Origin of the sequence: Prochlorococcus marinus str. MIT 9107, from assembly GCF_000759855.1 — a bacterium.
Lineage (GTDB): Bacteria > Cyanobacteriota > Cyanobacteriia > PCC-6307 > Cyanobiaceae > Prochlorococcus_A > Prochlorococcus_A marinus_N.
Map to the genome: position 1 here is coordinate 305813 of NZ_JNAI01000010.1, position 16621 is coordinate 322433.

General features: G+C 29.8%; 11 protein-coding genes and 1 pseudogene. 5 read left to right on the forward strand and 7 right to left on the reverse strand.

Annotated features, from left to right (window positions below; translation table 11 throughout):
- Positions 1-127: 127 nt before the first annotated feature.
- The 3 genes from queG to EU92_RS00095 all read left to right on the forward strand — a co-directional run bounded on the left by queG (position 128) and on the right by EU92_RS00095 (position 4466).
- A complete protein-coding gene (queG, locus tag EU92_RS00105; RefSeq protein WP_032513234.1) occupies positions 128-1087 on the forward strand; it encodes a tRNA epoxyqueuosine(34) reductase QueG in 960 nt (319 codons plus the stop codon).
- Positions 1084-1947 (forward strand): tetratricopeptide repeat protein, encoded by an 864-nt coding sequence (locus tag EU92_RS00100; protein WP_032513233.1) that lies wholly within the window; start codon positions 1084-1086, stop codon positions 1945-1947. Before queG ends, EU92_RS00100 begins: the two co-directional genes overlap by 4 nt.
- 77 nt (positions 1948-2024) lie before the next feature.
- Complete coding sequence (locus EU92_RS00095; RefSeq protein ID WP_032513232.1) at positions 2025-4466, forward strand: DNA gyrase/topoisomerase IV subunit A; 2442 nt, start codon at positions 2025-2027, stop codon at positions 4464-4466.
- Here the strand turns inward: EU92_RS00095 and purF are convergent.
- The 7 genes from purF to EU92_RS00060 all read right to left on the reverse strand — a co-directional run bounded on the left by purF (position 4463) and on the right by EU92_RS00060 (position 14049).
- Positions 4463-5923, reverse strand: a complete 1461-nt coding sequence (gene purF / locus EU92_RS00090; RefSeq protein ID WP_032513231.1) for an amidophosphoribosyltransferase — start codon at positions 5921-5923, stop codon at positions 4463-4465. The genes EU92_RS00095 and purF overlap by 4 nt on opposite strands.
- Before the next feature lie 47 nt (positions 5924-5970).
- The gene (gene purL, locus EU92_RS00085; RefSeq protein ID WP_032513230.1) at positions 5971-8310 is read right to left on the reverse strand and encodes a phosphoribosylformylglycinamidine synthase subunit PurL; all 2340 of its coding nucleotides are present in this window, start codon (positions 8308-8310) and stop codon (positions 5971-5973) included.
- A 3-nt stretch (positions 8311-8313) separates the two neighbouring features.
- Entirely contained in the window at positions 8314-9021 is a 708-nt protein-coding gene (locus EU92_RS00080; RefSeq protein ID WP_032513229.1) for a PRC-barrel domain-containing protein, read from the reverse strand.
- 1 nt (position 9022) lies between these two features.
- Positions 9023-10180, reverse strand: coding sequence for a DNA polymerase III subunit beta (gene dnaN, locus EU92_RS00075; protein WP_032513228.1), 1158 nt, complete (start codon positions 10178-10180; stop codon positions 9023-9025).
- A gap of 337 nt (positions 10181-10517) precedes the next feature.
- Positions 10518-11621 (reverse strand): threonine synthase, encoded by a 1104-nt coding sequence (gene thrC / locus EU92_RS00070; protein WP_032513227.1) that lies wholly within the window; start codon positions 11619-11621, stop codon positions 10518-10520.
- Between the two features lie 6 nt (positions 11622-11627).
- Positions 11628-12191 carry an alpha/beta hydrolase gene (locus EU92_RS00065; protein ID WP_032513226.1) on the reverse strand — a complete coding sequence of 188 codons (564 nt, stop codon included), beginning with the start codon at positions 12189-12191 and terminating at the stop codon, positions 11628-11630.
- A gap of 1 nt (position 12192) precedes the next feature.
- A complete protein-coding gene (locus EU92_RS00060; protein ID WP_032513225.1) occupies positions 12193-14049 on the reverse strand; it encodes an ABC1 kinase family protein in 1857 nt (618 codons plus the stop codon).
- Positions 14050-14117: 68 nt separating this feature from the next.
- Here EU92_RS00060 and EU92_RS00055 point away from each other — a divergent pair, with 68 nt between their 5' ends.
- Together EU92_RS00055 and EU92_RS0109335 are read left to right on the forward strand one after the other, a co-directional pair.
- On the forward strand, positions 14118-15797 hold the full coding sequence (locus tag EU92_RS00055) for an AAA family ATPase (RefSeq protein ID WP_032513224.1): 1680 nt from the start codon (positions 14118-14120) through the stop codon (positions 15795-15797).
- 52 nt (positions 15798-15849) lie between these two features.
- Positions 15850-16621 (forward strand): annotated as a pseudogene (locus EU92_RS0109335) (excinuclease ABC subunit UvrA); the annotation flags it as partial.

The window sequence follows — 16621 nt, forward strand, 5'->3', positions numbered from 1 at the left end:
TAACTTTACTAATAATTTAACTGTTTTTACTTCATTAGGATATATTTTTATTTAATAAATTTAAATTATTTATTAGTTTACTCGCCAAAAAATAACTTTTAAATAAAATCCTATACATAATAAAGAAATGACCAATACTATCCAAGAAAAAAAAGACGTAAGTAAAAAATTAAAAGAAAGGGCAATTATTGAAGGGTTTGCAATATCTGGAATTGCTGCAATTCCAGGGAGTCCACGCTTAAAATTAAGAACTAAGGCATTAGACAGATGGTTATCCAATAATCACCATAGTGACATGAAATGGATGGAAGCAGAAAGGAGAAAAAACATTGGCTCACTTCTTGATGGAGCAAAAAGTGTTCTCAGTGTTGGATTTACTTATATTAGTTCACAAAACAACAATAAAGATAAAATCTTCAAGGTAGGAAAATTTGGTCAAGGAGAAGATTACCATAAAGTAATTTATAAAAAATTAAAGAATATTGGTAAATGGATTAACCTAGAAATTCCAGATTGCAAATGGAAAATATGTGTAGACACTTCACCACTTCTTGAAAAAGCATGGGCTGAAGAATCAGGGCTTGGATGGATAGGTAAAAATAGCAATTTAATAAGCACAAAAAATGGTTCTTGGTTTACTTTAGGTTTTATGATACTTACAAAAGATCTAGTACCAGACAAACCTCATCAATCACTTTGCGGAAAATGTGATAAATGTATTGAACAGTGTCCCACAAAAGCAATAGTAGAACCCTTTGTAATACAATCAGACTTATGTATTGCATATCACACCATAGAGAATAGAGAAGAAACTATTCCAAAAAAAATAAAAGAAAATTTAAATGGATGGATTGCAGGATGTGATATTTGCCAAGATATATGCCCTTGGAATAAATCAGTGCCTCATAACAATACTTTTGAAACTAAACCAAAAAAATGGATTAACAATCTAAATATTGATTCATTAGACTGGGATGACAAAACTTGGGAAGAAAATCTTCAAGGAACAACATTAAAAAGAATTAAACCATGGATGTGGAGAAGAAATATAAAAGCAACTCTTGCGAGTAACCCAACAAATATATGAAAAAAATTTTAAAAAATATAATTTGCTTCTCTTTGATAAGTTTCTACTTTTTCAAAGTGGAACAAGTGCAATCATTAGTTCCATATTATTATTTCCCAACAATCAAATATTTACAAACAGAAAGTTTATCTATAGGAAAAAATGCATATCAACTTTTATATTTTGGACAATATAAACAAAGTCTTAACTTGGCAAAATTAGCTACGAAAATAAACAATAAAAATGAAAAACTATGGTTAATTTTGTCTGAAGCACAGGTAGCTAACAAGTTATACAAAAACGCATTAAATTCACTAATAAAAGCTCAAAATATAAATCCAAATATTAGCGAAATATACTTTGCTAAAAGTAATGTTTATTTAAAAATTTCACAATTACAAAAAGCAAAAACTGCTTTAGAAACTGGATTAAAGATTGAACCAAATAACCATAAAGCTATTTTTCAGTTAGGAAATATTTTATTAATGGAAAAAAATTACTCTAGAGCTATCAAGTTCTTTTCTAAATCTGTAAAAATTAAACCTAATTTCTGGCAAGCAATAAATAATAAAGGTTTAGCATATTTCGAGATGAATAATGTCAATTTATCTATTAAACTTTTTGAAGAAGCAATCTCAATTCAAGAGAATGCAGAACCATTACTAGGACTTGCTTCATGTTTAAGAATGAAAGATATTAAATTATCGATTCAACTCGCAAAAAAAGCTTTAGCAAAAGATCCTAACTATGCTAACTATGATTATAGAAAAGAACAGTTGTGGGGAGAAAAATTACAAACCTCAACAGAAATCCTTTTAAAAAATGATCAACTTCAAAGAGATGTAATATTGGCAAAATCGAAAATAAATGCATCTTCTTAATTTGGAATACTGGTAAATGTTTGTTTACCTATTAGTCTTAATTTAGTTAATCAATTCATATTTAATTTTACGCTCTGATGGATAAGAAAAAATTCACTTCTATCTCTCTCCAAGAAGAAATGCAACGCTCTTATTTGGAGTATGCAATGAGCGTAATAGTTGGTCGTGCTCTTCCAGATGCAAGAGACGGCCTCAAGCCTGTGCAGAGAAGGATACTATTTGCAATGTACGAATTAGGATTAACGCCGGATAGGCCTTTTAGAAAGTGTGCGAGGGTTGTTGGAGATGTACTTGGCAAGTACCATCCTCATGGAGATCAGGCAGTATATGATGCGTTAGTAAGGTTAGTACAAAATTTTTCAACTAAATATCCTACTCTAGACGGCCATGGAAATTTTGGATCTGTAGATAATGATCCACCAGCAGCCATGAGGTACACAGAGACAAGATTAGCTCCGATAGCTCACACAGGATTTCTTGAAGAGATTGGATCAGAAACAGTAAATTTCTTAAATAACTTTGATGGTTCACAAAAAGAACCAGAAGTTCTTCCAGCTCAACTTCCATTTTTATTATTGAATGGATCATCAGGAATTGCGGTTGGTATGGCAACAAACATTCCCCCGCATAACCTAGGGGAGATAGTAGATGGTTTAATTGCTTTAATAGAGAATAAAGATATAAGTTATAAGAAACTTTCTAACATTATTAAAGGACCAGATTTTCCTACAGGTGGAGAATTAATATATAGTCGAGCAATAGAAGAACTTTATGAAACAGGAAAGGGATCAATAACAACAAGAGGCGTCATAACGACGGAAGAAATAAATTTAGGCAAAGGAAAACATAAAAGAAATGCATTAATAGTTACAGAACTTCCTTATCAAATCAGTAAGGCAGGTTGGATTGAAAAACTGGCAGAACTTGTTAATTCAGGCAAAATCATTGGGATCTCAGATATTAGAGATGAAAGCGATAGAGATGGAATGAGAATTGTAATAGAATTAAAAAAGGATTCTAATACTGAACTTGTAATTTCAAATTTATATAAAAAAACAACTCTTCAAACCAACTTTGGAGCCATTTTTTTAGCTTTAATTAAAGGTAAACCTATTCAACTAAACTTAAAGCAATATCTCAACTATTTTCTTGAATTTCGAGAAGAAACAATTAGAAAAAGAACTAATTACTTTCTAAAAAACACTCTTGAAAAACTAGAAATTTTAGAAGGTTTATCCAAAGCAACAAAACACATTAAACAAATTATTGAGATTATTGAAGAATCAGAAAATTCTGCAGAAGCTAAATCAAAATTAATTGATAATTTTGATTTAAGTGAAAAACAAGCAAATTCAGTTTTGGATATGCCCTTAAAAAAATTAACGAATCTGGAAAGAAATCAAATATATTTTGATATTAAAAAATTAGGAGAAAAAAAAGATTATTATCAAAAGCTACTAAATGAAAGGAAATTATTACTTGCATTATTAATTGAAGAATTATTAATATTAAAGAAAAAATATAATGTCAAAAGAAAAACAAAACTACTTAAAAATATAGATGAGAATGAAGAATTAGAAACAATTAATAATCAGATATTAGAAGAATTTATAAATAAAAAAACTAAATTATGTATAGACAATAGACTATATTTAAGGAAAATGATTTTTAATAGTTATAAAAAATCATTTGAAGAAGTAAATAAAGTTATTGAAAATAAAAATATTCAAAAATTCATTTGTAACATCGATAAAAATCTAAAGATAATTGGAATTACTTATACCGGAAAAGTTTTTCACATTGATTGGGAGCCAAATATTAATAACGACTATAAGTTAGATAATAAAAGCCTTGGAAATATTGATCCAAATGAAATAATAAATTTTCATGCAATTAAAAAAAGAATTACAAATTATTTATGCATCTTGAATTCAGATGGAAGATTTAAAAAAGTTTTATTTGATGAAGATATGATTAAGAGTAATAGATCTTTCTCAATCACAAAATTAAAAACTAATATTAAAACAATTGATTCATTTATTTCTAATGAAGAAAAAAATTTAATAATATTAACTTCTATAGGAAGAATTTTTAAATTTAATTTAGCAAATAAATTTTTAGTACCAACTAGTAAACAATCTCAAGGAGTAATGCTTGTGAAACTTTTACCAAAGGAAAAGATTGTTTCTTGTTGTCCATATCAAAATGAAGAAAAAATTTATTTAGTTTCTAAGCAAGGAAAAATCTTTTGTATAAATAGCAATGAAATTCATAACGCGAATAAATACAGTTTGGGATATTTAAATGAAAAAACTCAAGTTAAAAATGATTACTTCCTCAAGATTTTGCCAAGTAAACATTACCTTGATATTGAAACTAATAAAAATAAATCTGCTAGATTAGAATTTGATAAATTAAATTTCAAATCTAATAAAACAAATTTTCTAGTTGACTTTTTGAAACTAGATAAAGACGAACATATTGAAAATTGTTTTCGACTTAAAAACTTTCTAAACTAAGATTTATATTCATTCTCAACCCAGCTTAAGTACTCTTGATTTACTGCTCCTGTTACGTAAGAACCGGTAAAACAACTCATCTCCAAATCTTCAATGGAAGAATCACTTATTATAGATTTACGTAAATTTTCAACACTTTGATAAACGAGATTATCAATTTTAAGTTGATAAGCAATTTGACTTATTGTTTTATCGTGAGCTATTAACTCATCTCTATTAGGCATATTAATGCCATAAACATGAGGAAAACGAACAGGAGGTGCAGCTGATGTAAAAAAAACTTTATTTGCTCCTGCATCTTTAGCCATTTGGACAATTTCTTTTGAAGTAGTACCTCTTACTATCGAGTCATCAACTATTAATACATTTTTATTTTTAAACTCTGCACTCATAGCATTTAATTTTTGTCTTACAGATTTCTTACGTCTCTGCTGCCCTGGCATTATGAATGTTCTTCCGACATATCTATTTTTAAAAAAACCTTCTCTGTATTCTATGCCTAGCTGTCTTGCAACTTGCATAGCTGCAGGTCGAGAAGAATCAGGTATGGGCATTACAACATCAACATCTCCAGAATTAATTGTTTTTTTAATTGTTTCAGACAAATAATCCCCCATTTTTAAACGAGCTTTATAAACTGAAATTCCATTCATAATTGAATCTGGCCTAGCTAAATATACATATTCAAAAGCACAAGGACATAAAATTGGATTATCAGAACATTGCTTAGAAAAAAAATCGCCATTAAGATTTATAAAAATAGCTTCTCCAGGATCTACATCTCTCACTACTTGATAATCGTTATTTTCAAGCACTAAAGATTCGCTAGCAATCATCCATTCTTCTTTTCTTGTAGTTGAGGAAAATCTTTTTCCTATAACTAAAGGTCTAATACCATAGGGATCTCTAAAGGCTAATAAACCATGTCCTGAAATTAATGCAATTGAAGCATATGATCCCTGAATTCTTTTATGTAAAGATTTAACAGCATCAAATATAATATCAGGTTCTAATTCTTGATTATGAATTTTTTCTTGCAATTCTGTCGCAAATACATTTAATAACATTTCAGTATCACTTGAAGAATTTGTATGCCGCTTATCAATATTAAATAATTGTTTTTCTAGATCTCTAGTATTAGTCAAATTACCATTATGTATCAAAACAATTCCATAAGGAGCATTAACATAAAAAGGCTGAGCCTCCTCTACACTTTCTGCTGATCCCTTTGTGGCATACCTAACATGACCTAATCCAATTTTACCGATTAAATTCCTCATATCTCTGGTTCTATAAGCAGTATTAACCTGACCTTGAGCTTTATGTATATGGAAAATAGTATTTTCCATTGTTGCTATCCCCGTTGAGTCTTGTCCTCTATGCTGCAGAAGCAAAAGACTATCATAAATTTGTTGATTTACATCATCTGAAGAAACGATTCCAACTATGCCACACATAATTTAATTTCTTAAAAATTTTAATAGTTGAGAAATTTTTTTCATATTTAAAAGTGACCTGAAATACTATTATTAAATTTTTCGGTTAATTCCTCAACCCTAATATTGCAAATATTTTTATCTTCAATTTTAATCTTGAGACTATCACCCGATACATATCCGATTTTTTTAACATATACACTTGATTGAAAATTTAATGGAATTTTTTTTAGATAATTAAGCCATTCTTTCTCTTTCATTTTATCTATCGAAAAAACAATCCTAGAACCTCCTTCTGCAAACAACAAATTATCATTTCTATTATTATGATTCTTCAATTCTATAGTTGCCCCTTTAGAAGACAAAATACAACATTCTGCTATAGCTATAGCTAAACCTCCATCACTAATATCATGAGACGAAATAACAAAACTTTTTAAAATCGCATTTCTTAAAAAACTCTGACAAAACTTTTCATCAAACAAATCTATTTTTGGAGGACGACCTGTAATCTCTCCATGAAAATATTCCAAATAGGAACTAGCTGAAATTGTTATTTCCGATTTATGAGAGCCAATTAACCATATTTGATCATTAATATTTTTCCATTCACTATTTATTGCTTTTTCAACATTATCTATCTTCCCAACCATTCCAATGACTGGAGTGGGGTTAATAGGAGTAATTTCATTATCTTTATTTTTTGATTCATTGTATAACGAAACATTTCCTCCTGTTACTGGAGTTTCTAAGGCTTTACAGGCTTCAGAAATTCCATTACATGAAGAGGAAAGTTGCCAATATCCTATTTCAGTATCAGGGGAAGAAAAATTTAAATTATTTGTAATTGCTATTGGTTCAGCTCCAACACAACTAACATTTCTTGCAGATTCTGCAACTGCAGCGATAGATCCTCTAAAAGGATCAAGAGAAACCCATCTGCTATTACAATCCACCGAAACAGCAACACCTGCGAATATTTTATTTATATTTTTTTCACTTTGTTCTCTTAATCTTATTACAGCTGCATCTGAATCCCCAGGTTTAAAAACTGTATTAGCCTGTACTTGAGAATCATATTGTTTATAAATCCATTGTTTTGAAGCTATTGAGGGATTAGAGAGAAGCTTTAAAATGACTTGGGAATAAGAAAAACTCTTATTATCCATCAATGAAAATATTTTTTGATCATTAATTTCTGGTAAATTATTTTCTTTCCATTCCCATTTCTTTAACAAATAATCAGGTGGATTATTAATCACATCATGAACATTGACAGGGGTATCATGAGATAAAGCGGAAGTAGGGATTTGAGCAACAATTTTACTTTTATGAGAAACAATCACCTCATTAGTATCTATTACTTCACCAATTACTTTTGCATATAATCCCCACTTATTAAATTTTTGAATAAGGCTATTAATTTTTTCTTCCTTTACGACAAATAACATTCTCTCTTGCGATTCAGATAATAAGTATTGATATGGAGACATATTAACTTCTCTAGAAGGTACCAAATCTAAATTAATAGATATACCTAAATTCCCATTAGCAGCCATTTCTGCACTACTGCACGTTAAACCTGCTGCACCCATATCTTGAGCTGCAATTACATCTCCTGTCTTAAAAGCATCTAAACAGGCTTCTATAAGACTTTTCTCAATAAATGGATCACCTACTTGAACTGCAGGTCTGTCATCTAATGATGTAGCAGTCAATTCTGAACTTGCAAAACTTGCACCACCAACGCCATCTCTGCCAGTAGTATTACCAACATATAATACTGGTGATCCTACATTTTTAGCTCCAGAACAAACAATATCATGAGTTTCTAAGAGTCCTAAGGCCATAACATTGACTAGCGGATTTCCAGAATAACTATCATCAAAGTCAATTTCACCTCCAACAGTAGGAACACCTACACAATTACCATAATGTGCAATACCGGAGACGACACCTCGAAGTAACTCAACATTTGATGGTTTATTAAGATTTCCGAATCTCAACGAATTCAATACTGCAATAGGCCTTGCTCCCATTGTAAAAATATCTCTTAATATTCCTCCTACGCCTGTTGCTGCTCCTTGAAAAGGTTCAATTGCAGAAGGATGATTATGACTTTCAATTTTGAAAACAAGTTTTTGATTATTTCCAACATCTATAACGCCTGCATTTTCTCCAGGTCCTACCAATACATTTTTCCCTTTAGTGGGAAACTTGGATAATAATGGTTTTGAATTTCTGTAACAACAATGTTCTGACCACATAACACCAAACATTCCTAGTTCAGTTCTATTTGGCTTTCTCTTTAATCTTTTACAAATTTCCTCGTAATCGTTAATTGTTAAATTTTCAACTTTTAGTGCTTCATTCAGATCATATAGATCATTATTTCCTAAATTTATCATTCTTTAGATCCAAGGGTCATCTTCATTTTTATCTCTAAAAGATATTGATTTTCTCTCATCATTATAAAAACTTTTTTGTTCAAAATCTAAGTTTTGGTTTATATCTTCATCTTCTTCAAGCCAATGCTCTAATCTATTAGAAGCAATATTTTTCATATCATCAAATCTACCAATAATTTTTTTTCCTTTTTGTAAGAATTCATTCTTAAGACTTGATTTTATTAAGGATAAATCATCTAAAGAATTGCTTTCACAAAATACTAAACCAGGCTGTTGGTCATTTATATTTTCAATCTCTAACTTCCACCTACTAGAACCTGGAATATTAGGATTCGATCGAGAAACTAAATAATATTTAATTCTGCCCGTTTTCATGTCAAATAAGAAATCTGCAATAACTCCTATTTTTGAGCCATTTATATTTATAAGATTGGCTTGAATTAAAGTTGGAAACCTATTTAAAGTTCCTAAATCAGAAATCGCTGGATCACCTTTTACATAAATTTCATTATCTATTATTTGACTGATTTGATTTAATCGCCAAACATTTCTTTGTAAGTCGAAATTAGAAGGACGGGTGTACCATCCTAAAATTCTGTGAACAGGAGGATGCATCCAAACATTTTCACCATTCCCGTAATTAAGGGAAATATTACCCTTAACATTGTAAGTAAGTAATTGGCTTAACAAAATTTCTTTAGGTAATTTCAAATTAAGAACGAACCTGAATTGGCATTACTAAATACGTAAAAGAATTAAGATTATCTTCTGGTACAAAAACAGCTGGAGTAGTTGAGAGATTACACTTTAATAATACATTTTCAGAATTAATAACTTTTAAACCTTCTAAAAGGTATCTGACATTAAATGCAATATCAAAATCCTCTCCAGAGTAGGAAACAGGTATTGATTCATTTGCGTTTCCAATATCTTGTGCATCTGCACTTATTGAAGCTAAATCTGTATTATCCAATTTCATCTTGACAACACTACTCTGCTGATCAGCTACAACAGCAATTCTTTCTAATGCATCAATCAATTGTTTTGTATTGAAATTAAAAGTCTTTGAAAATGTATCAGGAATCAATTGTGAATAATTCGGATAGGTACCTTCAAGAGTTCTGGTTGTAATTATTTGATTAGAAGAAATAAAAACAACCTGACCTTTGTCATAGAAAAGTTTTATTGAACTTTCTGAGCTTTTTAAGGACACTAACTTTTCAATTTCTCTTAATGATCTTGTTGGAATAGTTACTGATAAATCCTCTTCATTGGAAGATAAGTTATCTTTATTTTGGCTATGTTTTTCGTCACCAATTAAATTAACTGCCAATCTATGACCATCTGTAGAAGCAGACTCTAAATAATTTTGTTTAAAAGTAAAATTGACTCCTGTAAGTAATTGCTTTGAGTCATCATTACCAGTAGCAAAAATAGTTGATTTTAAAGCTTTTAAAAAAGAACTAGGGTTGATATTTAAGGAAGTTCCACTTTCAACAAATGGCAAATTAGGATAATCATCAGAGGGTATCCCTTTAAGATTAAAAGAGCCTCTATCACTTTTAATTAAAATATTATCTGAATTTTCATCAACATCTAAAGAGACAGGACTTTCATTAGGTAATTTGTTTACAATCTCAGATAAAATTTTTGAAGGTATCGTAATAGCTCCACTATTTTTAACAGTTCCATCGAAAGAAGTTTGAATTCCTAAATTCAGATCAAATCCTGTCAAGCTAATTTTATTTGTCCCTTGATCAGCTGTTAAAAGTATATTTGCAAGAATTGGATGAGTTGGTCTTAAAGAAACTGCTTTGCTTACTAATTGAATAGCATTATTTAACTCATTTTGATTACAAATAATCTCCATCGGAATTTGGAACTTTTTTACACACTCAATATACTTTTTTAATAAATTAAATTCAATAAATTAATCTTTATTCTGTTTTCTAATAATAAATAATAATAAAATAAAAAATATAATAGTAGTAGTTCTTGTGTAAATTGTGGAATTTTTAATTAAAAACTGTTTCTTACTTTGTTTCTGAAGATTTAACAAAGTGGAAAAAACTTTTTACTTGTTGAATAATTTTAAATATTTTGAATATACAAAAAAATATTCAACAAATTGAATTAATTTTTATATGTTTTTCAACAAATTAGTTTTGTTTTTATTTGATTTCCACAGACACTAATTTTTTTGGATTTTAATAACCTAAGATTTTAGTAATATTTTTTAAAGAAGGTTCAATATTTTTCCTAAAAATTGCATCATTATTTTTAATTGCGCAATCAGGGTCTTTTAAACCATTTCCAGTAAGAACACAAACAATAGTAGATTCTTTCTGGATTCTATTTTTATTTTTAATTAATCCAGCTACGGATGCTGCACTAGCAGGTTCACAAAATACTCCTTCTTTGGCAAGAATTTTATAAGCATTGATTATTTCTTCATCTGTAACTGACTGAAAGTCTCCTTTACTCTCTTTTTTTACTTGTTTTGCTTTTTCTCTATTGACCGGATTTCCAATTCTTATTGCAGTTGCGATTGTATCGGGATTTTGAACTATTATATTTTGTACTAATGGAGCAGATCCTTCAGATTGAAAACCCATCATAATTGGTAGTTTCAAATTTCTCTTTATTTTTGAATATTCTTTAAAACCTAACCAATAAGCAGTTATATTTCCAGCATTGCCCATTGGAATACAAAGCCAATCAGGGATAATACCTAAGTCATCAACAATTTCAAAAGCCGCAGTTTTTTGTCCTTGTATTCGATATGGGTTAACAGAATTAACAAGTTCTATTGGATGTTCTGAAGATAAATCTCTTACAATTTCAAGAGCTTTATCAAAGTTACCATCAATAGATATTATCTCAGCTCCATATATTAAAGCTTGTGCAAGCTTTCCTTGGGCTATAAATCCTTCTGGGATCAAAACATAAGGTTTTAATCCTCCTCTAGAAGCATAAGCAGCAGCAGCAGCAGAGGTGTTGCCAGTACTTGCGCAGATTACTGCTTCACGGCCTTCTTCCTTTGCTTTGCTAATAGCCATAGTCATTCCACGATCTTTAAAAGAACCTGTGGGATTTAGACCGTCATATTTTAAAAAAACTTTTGTTCCATTTCCAATTAATTTGCTAATTGAGTCACTAAGAATTAAAGGGGTATTTCCTTCATTTAGGGAAACAATTGGGGTTTTATCAGTAACTGGAAGGTATTGTTTGTATGCGTTAATTAGACCTGGCCATCTTTTTTTTCTGTAATTGATACGTAGTTTATTTTTGATTTTATTTAATAGCACCATAGTTGTTTAGTCTGATTTAATTTTTTCTAGTGGAGAATTTGTAAAAAATTCCAATAATTCTGAAATTGATTCTACTTTATTCATAACTTTGCTCAAAGCGTTGACATCCAAAATGACAGATTTAGTTGGATATCCTTCAAAAAATTTTATCAGATTTATTTCTCCATTTCCAATGTTTATCCCTTGAATTACACTTGCTCTAAGTGCTAACATTCCTGTTCGTTTATCATCTGCCCTAGGCGGGTGAATAATACTTGAAAGTCTTGTTAAAAAAATATTCCCTATTTCTGAATATAGTAATTTGCTTGCAATTGTAATAGGAATTTCAAATTCTTTATTCAATACTGATCTGATTTTTTTGTCACTTGACCCAGTAGCTTTTAAAATCCTTCTTAATTTTCTTGTTGCAGGACCTTCTTTAGCAAATGTTTTTAATGAATTTACTTTAATTGTTCTAGAAAATATGCCATAAACAATTTTAATTTCTTCGGCAGCATTAGCTTGTGAAGTATTAAAAAGTAATTGAGAACTTAATAGTACAAAAAATGTTTTTATTATTAGAAACTTCATTTTAGATATTTGCACCAGCTGCAATCTTTACAAGTCTAACCATACTCTTTTCCGTTACTTTTCTTGCAATTTTTATACCCATTTCTTTTGTATAAGGCTCATTTATAAGTCGAGGCACTCTTTTTAGAAAAATATCTATAGAGTATCCTGGCACTTTTTGTAAAATCTCCAAAAAGTTTCTTAATGGCTCTATATACATTACAACGTAATTTAAACTGTTATTTTCATCAGTTATATTTAGTTTAATCGAGTTCGGAAGGTAGTTATTTAAATTTTTCAATATTTTGAGACTAAGTAAATCTATTTGATTTGTTAATCCTTCAATTATTTCATTTCTCAGAAATCCTCCATTTGGAGAAAAAAGAAGATTTATTACTTCATCTAAAAGCTTTTCTAAATTTAGGTTTGTCTGCTTTGCTGCGTTAGAAAGTAGATCTTCTAAGCGATCCCACTTAAATTTCTTATTATCAAAAAGCATTTCTCTTAAGCTTTCTCTTAATTGTGGATCAGGGTCCTCCATCAATCTTCTGGCAAAGTATGGATAAGCTGCTCCTAATATTTTAAAATTTGGATCTACGCTTAAAGCAATTCCTTCTAATGTAAGTAAAGACCTAATTATGAGTGCGTAATATGGAGGTAATTTGAAAGGGAATTTATACATGACACCAGACATATCGTCTGTAACGCTTTTGAAATCCATTTGTGAAACGCCTTGTTCAACAGCGTTAATAAAAACATCTTGAAAGGCTGGAACTATTGGTTCTAAATTAACTTCTTCTGATAAAAATCCTAATTTTACGAAATCTTGGGATAATTTATCGAAGTTTTTATTTACTAAATGCACAACTGCTTGTATTAAGCCAGACCTAGAGTCTCTAGAAACTTCACTCATCATTCCAAAATCTAGATAGCATAATCTTCCATCTTCTAAAGCTAATAAATTGCCTGGATGAGGGTCAGCGTGAAAAAAACCATGTTCTAAAAGTTGTTCTAAACTGCACTGCACTCCTATATCAATCATTTTGTCTGGATCGATTCCTAATTTTTTTACATCTTCTAAATTCGTTAATTTGGTTCCATCGATCCATTCCATAGTTAATACTCTTCGAGAAGTTATTTCTTTATAAATTTTTGGTACGGCAATCATTTGATTATGCTCATGCATTGTTCTAAATTTTTCAGCATTATTTGCTTCATTTAAATAATCCATTTCTTCAAAAACCCTTTTGCCTAATTCATCAATCAATGCCACAAGGTCACTTCTTATCAATCCAATATTGTTTTTTAGCCAATAAGCAATATTTCTAACTATGTAAAGATCTAAAGTTATTTGTTCTCTTAAACCTGGTCGTTGAACTTTAACCGCAACAACTTCTTCATTTTTTAGTTTAGCTTTGTGTACTTGACCTAAAGATGCAGCAGAAATTGGTTTTTTATCAATTTCTAAAAAAATTGCATCTATTTTGGAACCTAAATCCTCCTCTATTAATTCCATAGCCTTATCACCATCAAATCCTGGTAATTGATCTTGCAATTCAGATAACTCTTCGAGAAGAATTCCTGGAATAATATCTGGTCTTGTGGATAAAGCTTGACCTGCTTTAACAAATGCAGGCCCAAGTTCTACCAATAAATTAGTTAATTCTCTGGCTCTAAATCTCGCTTGGGTTTCAATTTTTAATCTTCCAGTTAATTTATCCCATCCAACTGAAAAGATATATGCAAAAATTGGTATCAGTGTTTGCCAAAGTCTCTTTAAAAGCCTCTTAGGATTTTTTTTGTAAATTTTGGAAATTGTATCTGGATCATAATGCAATAGTCCAGATAGTTCTATAAAATCAGTAAAATCTTCTTTCATAACTTTATATATTTAAAACCTTTATTTTTTTAAAAAAGAGGTTAATTTTTTTATATGGAAGATTTATCATGTTAATACAATTAAAAATAGAAAATGTTGCCTTGATAGAAATTATAGAAATTAATTTCGAAAAAGGTTTGAATATAATTACTGGAGATTCAGGTTCAGGAAAATCACTGATTTTAGATGCTTTAAATGTTTTATTCGGTGGAACTAATATACCTTTAAAGCACTTAATACGTCCAGGAAAAGATCATTGTGCTATTGAAGCAAAATTTTCTTCTTCTTCTCAAATTAATAATTGGTTAATTAGCAAGGGTTTTGAAAGCTGTTCTTCAGAATTAAAAGTCAAAAGAAAATCGTATAAAAAAAATAATAAAGTATTATCCAAATATAGCCTCAATAATTTATCTATTAAAAAACAACTTCTAGAAGAGCTGGGTCGATTGTTAATAGATTTCGCATGTCAATCAGATACTTTTATGTTTGATTCTCTAGATAAGAGAAGATTAATAATTGATGATTTATGCTCACAAGAATTGAGGGATATTAGTGCAAAAATAAAAAATATTTGGGCAGAAAGCAAGGTTTTAAAAGGATTAATCAAAGAAAAAATTGAATTGTCTAGGAAAAAAGAAGAAAATAATTTGGCAATTAAAGAGATGTTAAAGATTTTAGAGGAAGCCAATATAAATTCCAAAGAAGAAATCTTAGAATTAGAGTCATTGGAAAACAAACTTGTAAATAATCTCGAAATAAATAATTCGATTCAAGCTTCTCTTGATAATTTAAATAATTCTTGTCATGATCAGCCATCAGTAGCGTTTTTGATAAATCAATCAATAAAAAATTTAAACAGAACAGCAGATTTCGATTTAAAAATTCAAAAATTTAGAGAGCAATTGTTATGTATTCAATCTAATGTGGAGGATTTAATTTTTGCTCTAAATTCTTACATACAAGACGTAGAAAATACTGAATCTAATCTGCCAGAAATACAAAAAAGACTATTTTTTTTAAAAAATTTGGAGAGAACTTTTTCATTGGAGTTGCCTCAACTCATAGAAAAGAGAAATCAATTAAAGACATATTTCTTACAAAACAATACAGACAATGAGATTCGTAGTATGGAAGATCAAATTAAAAACTTACAAAGTAATTTAAATTCTCTTTTTACTATCCAATCTACTGAAAGAAAAAAAATTGCTAAACAGTTACAAAATTCAGTAATCTCTATTCTAAGAAATCTAGGCTTAGAAAATGCAAATTTTTCAATTCAATTTTCTCAATGTAATCCATCACAAGAAGGAATTGATAATATAAATTTTTTGTTTTCTGCTAATCCTGATCAGAAGCTTGCTCCTTTATCAAGCGTTATTTCTGGTGGAGAAATGTCAAGATTCTTATTAGCTATTAAATCTAGTATTTCTAAAAAACCAAATACTTTCTTCTTGGATGAAATTGATAACGGTTTAAGTGGTAAATCTTTATTTTCTTTGGTTGAGCTAATTAAACAAATTTCTAAAGGTCAACAAGTGTTATGTATTACACATCAGCCTTTTTTAGCTGCAGGTGGGTTAGCTCATTTCAAAGTGTATAAAAATGTAGTTAATGGAACAACTTATACTTCAATATCAAAATTAACTACAAAAAAAGAGAGAAAACACGAATTAATAGAACTGATTGGGGGAGGTTTTGGCGAAGCAAATGATTACGCTTTTAGACTGCTCGAAAGGTCAGCTGCATAAAATAGAAAAAATTCCACTATAATAATCATTTAAATCAAAAATAGATTTAAACATGGTTATAAAAATCGATAGTAATGTTAATAAAGATAATGCGATCAATATTAGGGGTGCTAGACAGCATAATTTAAAAAATATTGATCTTTCTCTACCTAGAAATAAATTTATAGTTTTTACAGGTGTAAGTGGAAGTGGTAAAAGTTCTTTGGCTTTCGATACAATTTTTGCTGAAGGTCAAAGAAGATACGTTGAGAGTCTTTCGGCATATGCAAGACAATTTTTGGGTCAAGTAGATAAGCCAGATGTTGATAATATTGAGGGCTTATCGCCTGCCATTTCAATTGATCAAAAATCTACAAGTCATAATCCACGATCAACAGTTGGAACAGTAACTGAGATACAAGATTATCTTAGATTGTTGTTTGGTCGCGCTGGCGAACCCCATTGTCATCACTGTGGTATTCCAATTGCGCCTCAAACAATTGATGAAATGGTTGATCAAATTCTTCTATTGCCAGAAGGTACGAGATACCAATTGTTGGCTCCTGTTGTAAGAGGGAAGAAGGGGACACATATAAAATTAATAAGTGGACTAGCTGCTGAGGGATTTGCTAGGGTAAGAATCAACGGCGAGGTAAGAGAACTTGCTGATAGTATTGAATTAGATAAAAATCAAATTCATAATATTGAGGTAGTAGTTGATAGATTAATTGCAAGAGATGGAATACAAGAAAGATTGAATGATTCTCTACAAACTTGTCTCAAAAGAGGTGATGGTTTAGCAATAGTAGAAGTTGTTCCAAAAAAAGGAGAAGATTTGCCTTCTA

Coding starts and splice junctions, on each gene's coding strand:
- queG (WP_032513234.1), top strand. CDS start 128: ATGACCAATACTATCCAAGAAAAAAAAGACGTAAGTAAAAAATTAAAA.
- EU92_RS00100 (WP_032513233.1), top strand. CDS start 1,084: ATGAAAAAAATTTTAAAAAATATAATTTGCTTCTCTTTGATAAGTTTC.
- EU92_RS00095 (WP_032513232.1), top strand. CDS start 2,025: ATGGATAAGAAAAAATTCACTTCTATCTCTCTCCAAGAAGAAATGCAA.
- purF (WP_032513231.1), bottom strand. CDS start 5,923: ATGTGTGGCATAGTTGGAATCGTTTCTTCAGATGATGTAAATCAACAA.
- purL (WP_032513230.1), bottom strand. CDS start 8,310: ATGATAAATTTAGGAAATAATGATCTATATGATCTGAATGAAGCACTA.
- dnaN (WP_032513228.1), bottom strand. CDS start 10,180: ATGGAGATTATTTGTAATCAAAATGAGTTAAATAATGCTATTCAATTA.
- thrC (WP_032513227.1), bottom strand. CDS start 11,621: ATGGTGCTATTAAATAAAATCAAAAATAAACTACGTATCAATTACAGA.
- EU92_RS00065 (WP_032513226.1), bottom strand. CDS start 12,191: ATGAAGTTTCTAATAATAAAAACATTTTTTGTACTATTAAGTTCTCAA.
- EU92_RS00060 (WP_032513225.1), bottom strand. CDS start 14,049: ATGAAAGAAGATTTTACTGATTTTATAGAACTATCTGGACTATTGCAT.
- EU92_RS00055 (WP_032513224.1), top strand. CDS start 14,118: ATGTTAATACAATTAAAAATAGAAAATGTTGCCTTGATAGAAATTATA.